The organism is Aeromonas dhakensis, from assembly GCF_002285935.1.
Lineage (GTDB): Bacteria > Pseudomonadota > Gammaproteobacteria > Enterobacterales > Aeromonadaceae > Aeromonas > Aeromonas dhakensis.
In genome coordinates, this window is record NZ_CP023141.1 from 2,596,001 (window position 1) to 2,610,306 (window position 14,306).

10 protein-coding genes are annotated in these 14,306 nt (G+C 62.1%); 5 read left to right on the plus strand and 5 right to left on the minus strand.

Annotation, left to right across the window (positions count from 1 at the left end):
* Nucleotides 1-54 precede the first annotated feature (54 nt).
* On the plus strand, nt 55-612 hold the full coding sequence (locus CK627_RS12345) for a hypothetical protein (protein ID WP_095592474.1): 558 nt from the start codon (nt 55-57) through the stop codon (nt 610-612).
* A 55-nt stretch (nt 613-667) separates the two neighbouring features.
* Entirely contained in the window at nt 668-1,372 is a 705-nt protein-coding gene (locus tag CK627_RS12350; protein ID WP_167385338.1) for an SIMPL domain-containing protein, read from the plus strand.
* Between the two features lie 265 nt (nt 1,373-1,637).
* Here CK627_RS12350 and CK627_RS12355 read toward each other — a convergent pair whose 3' ends face one another.
* Nucleotides 1,638-3,014, minus strand: coding sequence for an amino acid permease (locus CK627_RS12355; protein ID WP_095592476.1), 1,377 nt, complete (start codon nt 3,012-3,014; stop codon nt 1,638-1,640).
* Between the two features lie 362 nt (nt 3,015-3,376).
* Here CK627_RS12355 and CK627_RS12360 point away from each other — a divergent pair, with 362 nt between their 5' ends.
* The gene (locus CK627_RS12360) at nt 3,377-3,664 is read left to right on the plus strand and encodes a hypothetical protein (protein ID WP_054544562.1); all 288 of its coding nucleotides are present in this window, start codon (nt 3,377-3,379) and stop codon (nt 3,662-3,664) included.
* A gap of 90 nt (nt 3,665-3,754) precedes the next feature.
* On the opposite strand, the gene ppsR is transcribed toward CK627_RS12360, so the two are convergent.
* A complete protein-coding gene (gene ppsR / locus CK627_RS12365; protein WP_005302533.1) occupies nt 3,755-4,567 on the minus strand; it encodes a posphoenolpyruvate synthetase regulatory kinase/phosphorylase PpsR in 813 nt (270 codons plus the stop codon).
* A gap of 308 nt (nt 4,568-4,875) precedes the next feature.
* On the opposite strand from ppsR, the gene ppsA reads away from it, so the two are divergent.
* Both ppsA and CK627_RS12375 read left to right on the plus strand, forming a co-directional pair.
* On the plus strand, nt 4,876-7,254 hold the full coding sequence (gene ppsA / locus CK627_RS12370; RefSeq protein ID WP_167385339.1) for a phosphoenolpyruvate synthase: 2,379 nt from the start codon (nt 4,876-4,878) through the stop codon (nt 7,252-7,254).
* A gap of 300 nt (nt 7,255-7,554) precedes the next feature.
* The gene (locus CK627_RS12375) at nt 7,555-8,532 is read left to right on the plus strand and encodes an AraC family transcriptional regulator (RefSeq protein WP_095592477.1); all 978 of its coding nucleotides are present in this window, start codon (nt 7,555-7,557) and stop codon (nt 8,530-8,532) included.
* A 95-nt stretch (nt 8,533-8,627) separates the two neighbouring features.
* On the opposite strand, the gene CK627_RS12380 is transcribed toward CK627_RS12375, so the two are convergent.
* The 3 genes from CK627_RS12380 to asp form a co-directional block, all read right to left on the minus strand.
* Nucleotides 8,628-11,009, minus strand: a complete 2,382-nt coding sequence (locus CK627_RS12380) for a beta-glucosidase (protein WP_095592478.1) — start codon at nt 11,007-11,009, stop codon at nt 8,628-8,630.
* Nucleotides 11,010-11,428: 419 nt separating this feature from the next.
* Complete coding sequence (locus CK627_RS12385; protein WP_017783047.1) at nt 11,429-11,887, minus strand: serine protease chaperone; 459 nt, start codon at nt 11,885-11,887, stop codon at nt 11,429-11,431.
* Nucleotides 11,888-11,904: 17 nt separating this feature from the next.
* Nucleotides 11,905-13,779 (minus strand): serine protease Asp, encoded by a 1,875-nt coding sequence (gene asp, locus CK627_RS12390; RefSeq protein ID WP_095592479.1) that lies wholly within the window; start codon nt 13,777-13,779, stop codon nt 11,905-11,907.
* Nucleotides 13,780-14,306 lie beyond the last annotated feature (527 nt).

Genomic DNA, 14,306 nt, shown 5'->3' on the forward strand with positions numbered 1-14,306 from the left:
TGTTTTTTGACTGAGGGGGCGGCTAAGATAGCGGCAGTACAGGAGAGGGTCACCATGCAGTCATTTAATTGGATCGATATCGATGGCATTCGCTATAGCTGGGACGGGCAGGGCAGCATTACCTGTACCGGCCAGTTTGGCTATCACGCCATGATGGCGGGTGATCGGATTGATGCGCTGGATCTGGAGAGCGATGATGGCGAGGTGGCGGGTTCACTGAATGTGGACTTTGCTGCGGCGACCATTTCCTTCACGCCGGCCCAGGGTGAGCAGCCACCTCATATGATGGTGCTGGTTGGCCATGAGCAGGGGGAGCAGGAGTATACGCTGCAAAGTCTGAGCGATATCAGCCTGCAGGATCTGCTCGGTCATTCCGACAACATCGACTGCGCCCCTCTGACGGTGGATACCATGGCAGACCCGGTCCCCCCGCTTGCCGGACACGTTCTGTCGTGGGACTCCTTCCATTTTGATGATGATGTGCTGCTCAGCTCCCGCAGTGCCTCCCCCGTAACGGCTGGCCATCCGGAGCTGGCTGGCAGTGAGATCAGCATCAATATCGACATGACCAATCAGGTACTGGATCAGATCCCGCCGTTGCACGATATATGAATCCCATTCGGCGACGGGCATAATGACCTCACTCCAATAGATTGAGGTCTTTTTTATGTGGCGTCACCTTCTTACCCTGTCCGCTCTGGTGGTCAGTGCTCCCCTGTTTGCCATCGAAGTGCCGCAGGCTCCCCATCTGGTGGTGAGCGGCTATGCCGAGCAAAAAGCAGAGCCCGACATGCTGACCCTGAATGTCTCCGTGACAGCGCTGGAGAAACAGGGCATCAAGGCCAAACAGCAGGTGGATGGCAAGGTCGCCGCCTTCTTTGGTCAGCTCGAAGGGCTGGGCATCAAGCGCACTGACGTTGAGGCGGGCAATCTGGTGATCTCCCCGGAGTATCAGTATCCGCAGAACAAGAAGCCGGAACTTGTGGGTTATCGTGCTCAGCGCCAGCTGGCGGTCAAGCTCTATCAACTCGACAAGCTGAGCGAGCTGATGGATACCGCGCTCAAGGCCGGGCTGGAGTCCGTTTCCCAGATTGAGTACGGCCTCAAGGCTCCGCAAGCCATGAAAGAACAGGCTCGCCTCGGTGCGGTTGAGGATGCCAGAAGCAAGGCGGAGTCGCTGGCCAAGGCGTTTGGCATGAAGCTCGGCAAGGTTTACAGCGTCGAATATCGCAACAATACCCCCATGCCGATCTACAGCCGGGCTCTCAAGGCTGCCGCCATGTCGCCCGCCGCCGACATGATGGAAAACAGCTATCAACAGCAGCAGATCAGCATTACCGACAACGTGGAAGCCGTCTTCCTGCTGGAATAATCCAGCGGCTTTCACCCCTTGTCGTCTCCAAGCCCGAGCCCAGTGTCTCGGGCTTGTTGCTTTCAGGGAGAAGCCTTCTTGCTGACAGACTTTGGCGGGCTGTGACGGCCCGCGCTTGAGCTTGACCCGGCTCTGGGCCATCTGCATATGGTGTCATCTGCATAGGTGAAGAGGGGCGGGCCGATATGGATGTTGGTTCGCGGGGGCACGCCGGCCAGAAAAATGCCGGTCAGTGACCGGCATTGAAGAGGTGCGAGGAAGGGGGTTAGCCGAGGTTGGCCGCCACCCGTCTCTGACGCTTCTGCTTGAACTGATAGCCGATGGCCAGCACGATGATCCAGACCGGGATGAGCAGTACCGAGATCTGGATGCCCGGGGTCAGGTACATGATGACCAGGATGCCGGCCATGAAGGCGAGGCAGAGGTAATTGCCGAACGGGTACCAGAACGCCTTGAACTTGGGAACCACGCCTTCGGCCTGCTTGCTCTTGCGAAACTTCAGGTGCGCCAGGCTTATCATGGCCCAGTTGATGACCAAGGCGGAGACCACCAGCGCCATCAACAGCTCGAACGCCTTGCCCGGCATCAGGTAGTTGATGAGTACGCACAGCAGGGTTGCCGCCGCGGAGACGGAGATGGCCACCACAGGCACACCGCTCTTGTTGGTCTTGAGCAGGCTGCGCGGGCCGTTGCCCTGCTTGGCCAGACCAAACAGCATGCGGCTGTTGCAGTAGACACAGCTGTTGTAAACCGACAGGGCTGCGGTCAGTACCACCATGTTGAGCACGGTGGCCACCAGATTGCTGTCCAGTGCGTGGAAGATCATGACGAAGGGACTGCCGCCTTCTACCACCTTGCCCCAGGGGTAGAGGGACATCAGCACGGCCAGGGCGCCGATGTAGAAGATGAGGATCCGGTAGATCACCTGATTGGTGGCCTTAGGGATGCTCTTCTCGGGATTGTCGGCCTCGGCGGCCGTGATGCCGACCAGCTCGAGCCCGCCGAACGAGAACATGATCACCGCCATCGCCATCACCAGACCGCTGATGCCGTTGGGGAAGAAGCCGCCCTGGGCCCAGAGGTTGCTGATGCTGGCGTCCGGGCCGCCGTTGCCGCTGGCCAGCAGGTAGCCGCCGAAGCCTATCATGCCGATGATGGCCACCACCTTGATGATGGCGAACCAGAACTCCATCTCGCCAAACGTCTTGACGTTGGAGAGGTTGATGGCGTTGATCAGCACGAAGAAGAAGGCCGCCGACATCCAGGTCGGGATCTCGGGCCACCAGTACTGGACATAAATGCCCACCGCGGTCAGCTCGGCCATGCTCACCAGCACATAGAGCACCCAGTAGTTCCAGCCGGAGGCAAAGCCGGCGAAGTCACCCCAGTATTTGTAGGCGAAGTGGCTGAAGGAGCCGGCTACCGGCTCTTCCACCACCATCTCGCCCAGCTGGCGCATGATCAGGAAGGCGATAAAACCGCCGATGGCATAGCCAAGCAGCACGGAGGGGCCCGCCATCTTGATGGTCTGGGCAATGCCGAGAAACAGGCCGGTACCGATGGCGCCGCCCAGTGCGATGAGCTGGATATGGCGGTTTTTCAAACCGCGTTTCAGCTCCTCGCCGTTTTGTTGAAGATCCATTCTTCCTTCCTTACGTCTTCTGAAGTCATTCGTCTGTCATCTCGTCCGTCGGGTCACTCCATGTGACCGTGCACGGCAAAGCGTGCCTGAAACGTGACGAAATCCGTATTTATTTCGTTACAGTGAGTCGCTTTCTGTTTTTTATGGCGACTACCAACGAAAGCAGAATAGTGATAATCCATCGCCGATGCACCTGTTTTCCTCATCATTCGCTGGTTTTTTCGGCGAAAGGCAGGTTTTTAAGGAATGGCGAAGCTGGCAGGGAAGTTTTTGGCTGTATTGTGAGCAATCGAATGCTGCTCGGTTGACTCTTCTGGTATTCCCTGTTTTATGAAGCCTCCTGTGCAACAAGGATGCGCTTCATGCAACGTATTATTGGCAGTTTGCTGGCCGTCGCGCTGTGGCTGACCGTGTGGCTTTCGCCCCTGCTGCTGACCATGGCGGCGGGATGCCTGCTGGTGTGGGCCGTACAGGGTGATGACTATCTGGTGATGCACCTGCGGAGTGTCTTGTTGATCGCCGGTGCCATCGGCCTGCTGCCGGCCCTCTGGCTGACTGAACGGGTACGGCGGCGTCACGGTGTGCTCAACTTCTACGCCATGCTGATGAACAACAGAGAGCTGAACCGCCCGGGCTCCCAATCCCGTTGAGGTTCAGTCCACAAGCGCCGGATACAGATGTATCCGGCGCTTTTTTATGGTCGTTTGCCGTATCGCCAGCTTGCCGGCGCGCGGCGTTGCTCAATAAAGCTGACGGCGCAAGCCGGTGGCCTCGAGGATCTTGGCGCTGATCTCCTCCACCGAGTGGGAGCTGGTGTCGAGGAAGCGGATCGCCTCCTGGCGAAACAGCCGCTCGACGCAGGCCAGCTCCTGTTCGCACTGTTCCAGCGAGGAGTAGCGGCTGTTGGCGCGGCGCTGGTTGCGGATCTCGTGCAGCCGCTGGGGGGCGATGGTGAGGCCGAACAGCTTGTGGCGATTGGCCTTGAGGGCGGCCGGCAGATCCAGAACCCCCATGTCCTGCTCGATGAAGGGGTAGTTGGCGGCGCGAATGCCGAACTGCAGCGCCAGGTAGAGGCTGGTCGGCGTTTTGCCGCAGCGGGAGACCCCGATCAGGATGATGTCGGCCTCCTCATACTCCTTGGTGGTGATGCCATCGTCGTTGGCCAGCGCGAAGTTGACCGCCTCGATGCGATCGTCATAGAGCTTGCGGTTCTCCATGCCGTGAGTGCGGTGCAGCCTGGGCTCGGCTTTTACTCCGAGCTCGTGCTCCAGCGGGCTGACGAAGGTATTGAGAAAGTCGTGGCTGCTGGCCTGGGCCTTGAGCACCTCCTCGCGCACCTGATGATCGACGATGGTGTGGAACAAAATGGGGCGTACCCCGGTCTGGCGGAACTGCTCGTCGATGCGCATTCGTACCTGGCGCGCCTTCTCCAAGGTTTCGACAAAGGGGATGGTGATCTGCTCGAAGGCCAGCGGAAACTGGCTCAACACGGCATGGCCGAACACTTCGGCTGTGATGGCGGTGCCGTCTGAAACATAGAATACGGTGTGCACTGGAGGCTCCTGTGAGGGGGTCGGCGAGCTGGCTGGCAAGAAGTATCTCTCGAAACCATATCGTTTTTGTCAACCGGTCTGCCGTGCCCAAGTTGTGAAGTGGCTTGCAAACCTGAGTCGTTACCTTTTTGTGTTGGCATTGTAGAATGTCTGTGTCATTCGACCATCCCCAAATCTTGCTCGGGGATTTTTTTGACAATAAGTAGAAAACGTTTTCATGGTCGTTGGCAACAGTAGAAACAGACAATAACGCACATAAACTGGCGCACAAGGTGCCATGGCGGCACAGTGCCCACCAACCTGGAGACATGCAAGTGCAACAGTACGTACTCTGGTACGAGCAACTCGGAATGCAGGACGTAGAACGAGTTGGCGGCAAAAATGCATCCCTTGGCGAGATGATCAGCAACCTCTCTGGTGCCGGAGTTTCCGTGCCGGGCGGGTTTGCCACCACCGCCTTTGCGTTTAACGAGTTTCTGGAGTCAAGGGGCCTCAACGGCAAGATCCACGATCTGCTCGACAGCCTGGATGTGGACGACATCGCCGCCCTCAACCGGGCTGGCCAGCAGATCCGTGACTGGGTGATCGAGGCCCCGTTCCAGAGCGAGCTGGAGCAGGCGATCCGGGTTGCCTACGACAAGCTCAGCGGTGGGCTTGACGCTTCCTTTGCGGTGCGCTCCTCCGCCACTGCGGAAGATATGCCGGATGCCTCTTTTGCCGGCCAGCAGGAGACCTTCCTCAACGTGCGCGGCATCGACGCCGTCATGATTGCCGTCAAGCATGTGTTTGCTTCACTGTTCAACGACCGCGCCATCTCCTATCGGGTGCATCAGGGCTATGACCACAAGGGTGTCGCCCTGTCGGCCGGGATCCAGCGCATGGTGCGCTCGGATCTCGCCGCCTCCGGCGTCATGTTCACCCTGGATACCGAGTCGGGTTTCAACGACGTGGTGTTCATCACCGGCGCCCAGGGCCTTGGCGAGATGGTGGTGCAGGGCGCCGTCAACCCCGACGAGTTCTACGTGCACAAACCGACCCTCAAGGCAGGACGCCCGGCGGTGGTGCGCAAGACCCTCGGTTCCAAGCTCATCAAGATGACCTATTCCGGCGATGCCAGCCACGGCCGCCAGGTGCAGATCGTCGACACCGATGAGGCCGAGCGCAGCCGCTTCTGCATCACGGATGCCGAGGTGATGGAGCTGGCCAAGCAGGCCCTCATCATCGAGCAGCACTACGGCCGCCCGATGGACATCGAGTGGGCCAAGGACGGGCAGGATGGCAAGCTCTACATAGTGCAGGCGCGTCCGGAAACCGTGCGCAGCCGCCAGGAGGCCAACACCCTCGAGCGTTTTGCCCTCAAGCAAGCGGGCAAGGTGCTGATCGAGGGGCGCGCTATCGGCCACAAGATCGGGGCGGGCCCGGCGCGGGTCATCTCCTCCATCAGCCAGATGGACGAAGTACAGCCCGGCGACGTGCTGGTCACCGACATGACCGACCCGGACTGGGAGCCCATCATGAAACGGGCCTCCGCCATCGTCACCAACCGGGGCGGGCGTACCTGTCACGCCGCCATCATCGCCCGCGAACTGGGCATTCCGGCGGTGGTGGGTTGTGGTGATGCCACCAAGCGCATCGAACCGGGCCAGCTCATTACTGTCTCCTGCGCGGAAGGGGATACCGGCTTCATCTACGACGGCGAACTCGACTTTGACGTGGCGGTGACCGAGGTGGGCAACATGCCACGGTTGCCCATCAAGATCATGATGAACGTCGGCAACCCGGACAGAGCCTTCGACTTTGCCCAGCTGCCGAACGCCGGCGTCGGTCTGGCCCGCCTGGAGTTCATCATCAACCGGATGATCGGGGTGCACCCCAAGGCGCTGCTGGAGTTCGACAGCCAGAGCCCCGAGCTCAAGGCCACCATCGGCAAGATGATCGCCGGCTACGAGAGCCCGCGTGAGTTCTACGTCGCCAAGCTGACCGAGGGCATCGCCACCCTGGCCGCCGCCTTCTGGCCGGAGCGGGTGATCGTGCGGATGTCGGACTTCAAGTCCAACGAGTACGCCAACCTGGTGGGCGGTCGTGACTACGAGCCTCACGAAGAGAACCCGATGATCGGTTTTCGCGGTGCGTCGCGCTATATCGCCGACAGCTTCCGCCCCTGCTTTGCCCTCGAGTGCGAGGCGATCAAGCGGGTGCGTGATGTCATGGGGCTGACCAACGTCGAGGTGATGATCCCCTTCGTGCGCACCGTGAGCGAGGCGGAGCAGGTGATCGACATCCTCGGTGAGAACGGTCTGCGCCGTGGCGAGCGTGGGCTCAAGGTGATCATGATGTGCGAAATCCCGAGCAACGCCCTCCTGGCAGACAAGTTCCTCGAACACGTGGACGGCTTCTCCATCGGCTCCAACGACATGACCCAGCTCACGCTTGGACTTGACAGGGACTCGGGGCTTATCGCCCACCTGTTCGACGAGCGCAACGAGGCGGTCAAGGCGCTGCTGGCGATGGCCATTGCCGCTGCCCGCAAGGCGGGCAAGTACGTGGGGATCTGCGGCCAGGGGCCGTCCGATCACCCGGACTTCGCCGCCTGGCTGGTCGAGCAGGGGATTGACTCGGTGTCGCTCAACCCGGATACCGTGGTCGACACCTGGCTCTATCTGGCCGAGCAGCACAAGGCGAACTGACACAGGCTGCACAGCCCCCATCAAAATGGCGCCCACGGGCGCCATTTTTCATGACCGAACCTGACGCAACTGGTCTGATATGGCGGCCAGATGTGCCCAAAATGGCGCGCTGGCGCGTGCTTTTACACTCCGTTACATCTGCTCGCTTTGCAACCGCCCCATAATGGTCGCGCCAACCCGCTGCACGGGGTGGCAGGCCCGCCGTCAGTGGTGGGCCGGGGGATCACGAGCAGTTTCCTGTCAGCACGGAGGCCAGGACGGCAGATGTCACAGAGCGTATCAAATCAGGTGATCAGACGAATGCTGGGAGCCTGCCAGCAGCAGGGGGGCGATCCCGATGCCATTTTGATGGCGGGCGGTCTCACGTCGTTCGACATCGAGCGGGAGCTGGGCCGGCTGCCGGCCCACAGCCACTACCGGATGCTGCAACTGATGCAGCCCTATCTGGCCAGTTTTCACGAAACCATCCTCTCCTACGACATCGGCCAGCTCTACCAGCACTATCCACCCCTCATCAGCCTGTGCCTGAACCAGCCCTCGCCACGGGCGGCGCTCGAAGTGCTGCTGGCCTATCGTCCCATCATCGGCAGTTGTGACGAGCTGCGGGTGCGGCGGGGTGCGCAGGCCAGCCAATACTTGTATGTCAATCAGGGGCCCGCTAGCCTGGGGGCGAGTCAGGCCATCCCCAACTTCATCATGCTCTACCGGATTTTGCGGGTCTATCTGGCGGATCCCCGGGTCTCGGTGGGCTTCACGGGGCGGCCGCCACCGCGCCATCAGCTGCTGGATCAGTTCTTCGCCACCCGCTGCCGCTGGGAGCAGGGGGAAAACACCCTGACCATCGACAACGGCCAACTCGACTGCCCCAGCCACTGCTACAACGAGCCGCTGGGTCGTCTGCAACTGGCCCAGCTGGCACAGATCTGCACCGACATCGCCGAGCGGGCCCCCTTTGCCTGTCTGGTGGGGGAGCGGATCCGGCACAAGATCCGGGAAGGGGAGCTGGAGAGCGACGAGAGCCTGCTCAAGGAGGTGTGCGCCGCCATGAACGTCAGCCGCTGGACCCTCAATCGCAAATTGCAGGGGGAGGGGAGCAGCTTCTCGACCCTGCTCAGGGAAGCGAGGGTGAGCGAAGCCTGCCGCTTGCTGGGGGAGGGGGATCAGCCGCTGCAGAACATCAGCGATCGGGTCGGCTTCTCGTCTCAAAGCGCTTTCAACCGCTTCTTCAAGGCCAACACCCGCATGACGCCGCTGGCCTATCGTAACGCCCGCCAATAAGAACGGGACCGGCGCAAGGCCGGTCCCGTGGTCGGGTCATTGCTGAGCAATTGTCGGGCAAGGCCGGGCTGGGTGCCCGGCCGTGCCTGCCCATGTTAGCGGGTGATGGTAGTGACGCTGGCGGGATCCACTCCGGCCGGCAGTGCCAGTGCCCCCGGCGTGGTGTTGCTCACCACTATCTCCTTGCTCACCGTGAAGCTGACCGGCGTGATGGCGGAGACATCCGACGAGGGGCTGATATAGGCGCTGTAGCGACCGGGCTCCACGATCCACTGGTTGCTGGCCTCATCGAAGCTGGCGAGGATGCTGGCCGGAATGGTGAAGCTCAGCTGTTCGCTGGCCCCCGGTGCCAGCTGCGCCGTCTTGGCAAAGGCCTTGAGCTCGATGAGCGGTTTCTTCAGCTTGACCTCGGGGGCGGTCACATAGACCTGGGCCGCCTCCTTGCCTGCCACAGCGCCGGTGTTGGTGATGGTGGCGGTCAGCACCAGGTTGCCGGCGCTGCCGTCCGCCAGGGTATTGCTGGCGATGGCGGGGCTGGTGTAGCTGAAGCTGGTGTAGGAGAGACCGAAGCCGAACGGGTAGGAGACCGCCTGCTCGAAGGTGCTGTAGTAGCGATAGCCCACGTAGATCCCCTCGTTGTAGTAGAGATCGTCCGGTTCGCCGTCCCCGTCGGTGTCCTCGCCCGGGAAGGTGCCGGCGGAGGGGACGCTGGCGTAGCTGTGCGGGAAGCTCTGGGCCAGCTTGCCGCTCGGGTTGACCGCGCCGGAGAGCACGTCCGCCACCGCGTGGCCGGTCTCCTGGCCAGCCATGTAGGCCAGCAGGATACCATCCACCTTGTCGCCCCACTGGGCGGTGTCGATGACGCCGTTGACGTTGAGCACCACCACCACCTTCTTGCCCTGGGCGTGGAAGGCGCTGCTCACCGCGTCGATGAGGGCGCGTTCGTCATCGCCGAGCAGATAGTCCCCCTTGCCGCTGCTGCGATCCGCCCCTTCCCCGGCCTGGCGGCCGATGCTGATGACGGCGGCTTGCTGGGTGGCGGCCGCACTGGCGATCAGGGCTGCCAGATCGCCGCTGATTGGCGCCTCGGCGCAGGTGTAGTAGCCCTTGGCGCCAAATTGCCCCTCGTGATAGACCTTGTTGTTCTCGTAAAAATCGCGGTAGTAACTCTGCAACGCCTCGTTGACCGGGAAGCGTGCCGCCAGTCCCTGCGCGATGGTGGTGGTGCTGGCGGCGTTCACATCCCCGCTGCCGGTGCCGCCCTTGTAGGTGTTGATCTGGTTGATGCCAAAACTAGCCAGGGTGCTGCTTGTCGCCAGCGGCAGGGCCGCGGCCTCGTTGCGCAGCAGCACCATGCTCTCGGCGCCGGCCTGACGGGCCAGTTTGGCGTGGGCGGTCAGATCCGGGCTGTTGCTGATGGCCAGCTGGTTGTAGGAGGGGCTCTTCATCACCTGGGTCAGGATGTGGATGGCTGCCTCGTTCACCTTGGCCTCGTCGAGATCGCTGTGCTCGATGGATTGCTGCAACTGCTCCTTGACGTTGCCCGGCTCGATCAAATCCTGTCCCGCCAGCACCTGCTTGTAGGCGTTGTTGGCCACATCGCCAGCAAACCAGTCGGACATCACCAGGCCGTCGAACTTCCATTCGCCGCGCAGCAGGTCGGTCACCGCATCCTTGCGTTCGTTGACATAGGTGCCGTTGACCTTGTTGTAGGAGGTCATCACCGCCCAGGGCTGGGCCTCGTCCACCGCTATCTGGAAGCCGCGCAGATAGATCTCGCGGAAGGTTCTCGGTTCGCCGATGTCGTTGATCTGGTTGCGGTTGGTCTCTGAGTTGTTGCCGAAGTAGTGCTTGATGGTGGTGCCCACCCCGTTGCTCTCCACCCCGTTGACCATGGCAGCGCCGATTTTGCCGGTGAGCAGAGGGTCTTCCGAGTAGTACTCGAAGTTGCGGCCATTGAGCGGATTGCGCTGGATGTTCATGCCCGGGGCCAGCAGGATGTCGACCCCGTACTGGCGCACCTCGTCCCCCATGGCTTCGCCGACGGCCTTGACCAGCTTGACGTCCCAGCTGGAGGCGAGCAGCGAGCCGATGGGCCAGGCGGTGGCGTAGTAGCTGGCGCTGTCACCGTCGCGGTTGGCGTTGATCCGCACCCCGGCCGGCCCGTCGGCCAGTTTAAGGGCCGGAATGTCGATGCCGTCTGCGCTGCGCAGCACGCCGTTGATGTAACCCGCCACGCCGGGCACGTCCTGCTTGACGTTGATGGCGCCGTTGGCACTGCCGTAACCGGGGCCGGAGAGCAGGTCCAGCTTCTCGCTCAGGGTCAGCCTGGCCACCATGGCCTCGGCCTGGCCGCGGTAATAGGCATCGTCCTTGATCAGGGGATCCGAATCATTCTGGTTGCAACCGACCAGCAGGCCGGCCAGCGCCAGGCTGACCCCCAGTGAAACCGCTTTCAATTTTGTGGTGATAGGCATAAGACGTCCTCGTAACTGTCTGAATAAAAATAAAAAGGAGATATCGACACCGGGCGCAAGGCATCCGCCCGGGCTGGGCCGCTCTGCTGGCGGCTGCCATTGGATATCGCAAGGAAGACCGAACGGGCCCGTGGGCCGGCGTTTGGCTGCAGGCAGGTTAACAAGCCGGGCGATGGCCGCCTTGCCCCGGGGGAGCGAGAAATGTGCCGGCGGGAGCAAGGGGGCCGAGTTGTGAGCAAGGTCGCATCGAAAGGCGGTGCCAAACCAAGGGTGGAAGGTGGCAAGAGGGGAGAAGGGCAGGGGAGATGGGAAAAAGGGGTGATCTGATGGCCAATGACGCTGGCCGCGGGCAACACGCGAGGGGGCCGGTGGCCCCCTCGAAGATAAGTCAAAGCGTCCGGGCGCTGGCCCGGAGCGGTTTACTTGGGCCGTTTGAGGGCCCCGGCGAGTTCAATCTGCACCTTGACCCCCTCCTGCTTGAGCGCCGTGGCGACGGCGTTCAGATCGGTGCCCGGCTTGGCTTCCAGCAGGGCGATGCCGCCGCTGCTCTGCTTGAAGCGCAGGCCGTGGCGGCTGGCCAGCGTGCTGGCCTGGTTGTCATCGGCTTCCACCAGCAGGGTGCCGCTGGCGGTGAGCTCCGGGCTGGCCACCCCTTGCAGCAGTACGTCGCCGCTGCGCAGGGTTTGCCGGGGCGCCTTGCCGTCTGCGCTGCGGGCGACCCGCTGCTTGCTGCCGTTGTCCGGGGTGAGGTAGGTCTGACCGTTCACCTCTATGGTGCGGTACTGTTTGCCGTCGATCACCACCGACTCATCGGCGGCGTGCACGCCGGCCGAAGCCAGGAGGCCGGCCAGGGCCAGGCCGAGTAAGCTGTGTTTCATCTTGAGACTCCTTGTGATCATGAGCGGGCGGCATCGTGGCCGATCACCCGCAGGGACCAGTTGAGCAGTTGACCCGGCTGGCTGTTGTTGCGCTCGGTCAGAGTGCTGCGGCGGTTGGTGTTGAGGTCAACCAGGGTCAGCTGGCGGCTGCTGTTGGAGACGTCGGTCACCTCCAGTCGCCACTCGCCCTGGGCCGTTTCGCCATAAAACTTGTGGGAGAGCAGGCGCATGTCGCGCAGCCCCTTGGTGCGCACATAACCCAGCTGCTGCCGGTCGAGGGATTGCCCCACCAGGCTGTTGTTGGGGTTGAGCAGCACGCTGCGGGTACCGGACGGGGAGACCAGCTCGATCAGCAGGTCGGGCAGGCGCTGATGATCCAGGCTCACCGTGACCTGGACCGCTTCCACGGTCAAGGCCTGCGCCACCTGGGTGCTGGAGCGGGTGGCACTGCTGCCCACATCCGCGATGCTCCCTTCACTGCGCGGCACCGTGACCTTCTGAGCCGGCAACTGCACCAGCGGCGGCAGCGGGGTGTGGTTGGCGGCGGCGGTCAGGGTCTTGTTCACGTCGATGAGACCAAAGCCATAGGTGGGGCTGTACCAGAGGCCGGCGGCGTTGCGCTCCCACCCTTCCAGGCCGGTGACCTGGCGGGGTTGACCGTTGGCGGCGGTATAGCTGACCTGGACCGGCTGCTGGCCGGCATCGATGCGGGTGGCGTTGCGGGCCAGCAGATCGCGCAGATCCCGCACCGACAGATCCGGGTAGGCGGACATCAACAGCGCCATGGCGCCCGAGGTGTTGGGGGTGGCTGACGAGGTGCCGTTCATCACGCCGTTGTAGTCGCAGGTGGCATCCAGCTGCGGGTTGTTGTGCAGCCGGTTGGTGCTGGGATCGTCGGTGCGGTTGTAGCCCATGTCGCAGCCGGGCAGATCCGTGGTCACCATGGCCGGCGCATCGGTACCGTACTCGCCGCCGGGGGCGCTCAGGAAGACGTTGCTGCCGACGCTGGAGTAGGAGGAACGTACTCCATCGGCGTTGATGGCGCTCACCACCAGGTTCCAGAAGTTGCTGTTGGAGGGGTCTATGTTGCTGTTCTCGAACGGCAGCTTGGGCAGGACGCCGGTGCGGCTGAACATGTAGTCGCCCGCGGCAATGCGGTTGAAGCCGTTGCCTGCCGCCTTGATGTAGGCCGCGCCCTGCGCCTGCTGGGTCTGCTGCTCGAACAGGCGATCGAGCTGTACCTGATCCAGCCCGCTGGCGCTTTGCGGATCCACCAGGCTCATGCCGTAACTCTGGTTGAAGACCCGGTTGTCGGCGGTGGCGGGGCTGCCGCCCAGCGCATAGAGCCAGTCTTTCTGCAGCTGCTTGCTGCGCTCGTCCAGCAGGTTGAACCCCTGCAGCTGGACGCGGGGCGCCACCCCCAGGGTGCCGATGCGGTTGTCGACCGCCCCGATCAGGCCGGAGACCGAGGTGCCGTGGGCACTGTCCGGATCGGTCGGGGTGGGGTCGCTGCTGCCGGTCACCACGTTTTTCGAGCCGGGGCGCACATTGTCGGCCAGGTCCGGGTGGGCGATGGCCAGGCCGTCATCCACCACGGCCACGTTGATGCCCTGGCCCTGCACGCCGGTACGGTGTGCCCACCAGAGGTTGAGGTCGTTGCCTGCCACGCCGCCGCGGGGGCTGAAGGCATTCTGGCCGCTGTTGAGCAGGTGCCACTGCTGATCCTGCAGCGGGTTGATGCCGGGCAGGCAGCGCTCGGCACTGCTGCGGCCGGTATCGAGGCCGGCTTCCTTGCCGGTCAATGGGGTGCAACTCTCACTCGCCTGAACTGAAGCGATAGGCAGGGCCGAGAGCAGGGCCGAGATTGCCAACGCTAACGATGTTTTTCTCATTAATAAACTCCATCTTATATCGCACCGTCCTGGGTGCGACTGGCATCTATACATGGGAAGAACAGAGTCAAAAAGCACTCATTTTCATTCTGAGATAAGGCTCAAAGAAATCTCACAACAAATAATCGACAGACCATGTGGGGGTTCCTGTGAATCCTTTTCTGTGCTGTATTGAGAACTTTTCTCAGTTTGGTGCTATTGATATTTATCTTTTTATATCAATCGATTAGTAACCGTTTGTTAACGTTTGACGGGCCGTTACCGGTGTGAGAAAGGCGGGGCGGAGCTGCGCAGGATGGGGGGAATCTTCGCGCTGGCGGGAGCGCCGCTGCGATGAAAACAGGGGGCACTGCAGGCAAGCCACCCGGCGCCAATGGTGCCGTGTGGTCTGGAGGGACTGGCCGATAGGGGAGGCTATTTGATTAACGCCAGAATGGATCGAAAGGCCGGATGGCCAGACGGATAGGCCGGAAGCCACCCGGCGCCAATGGTGCCGTGTGGTCTGGAGGGACTGGCCGATAGGGGAG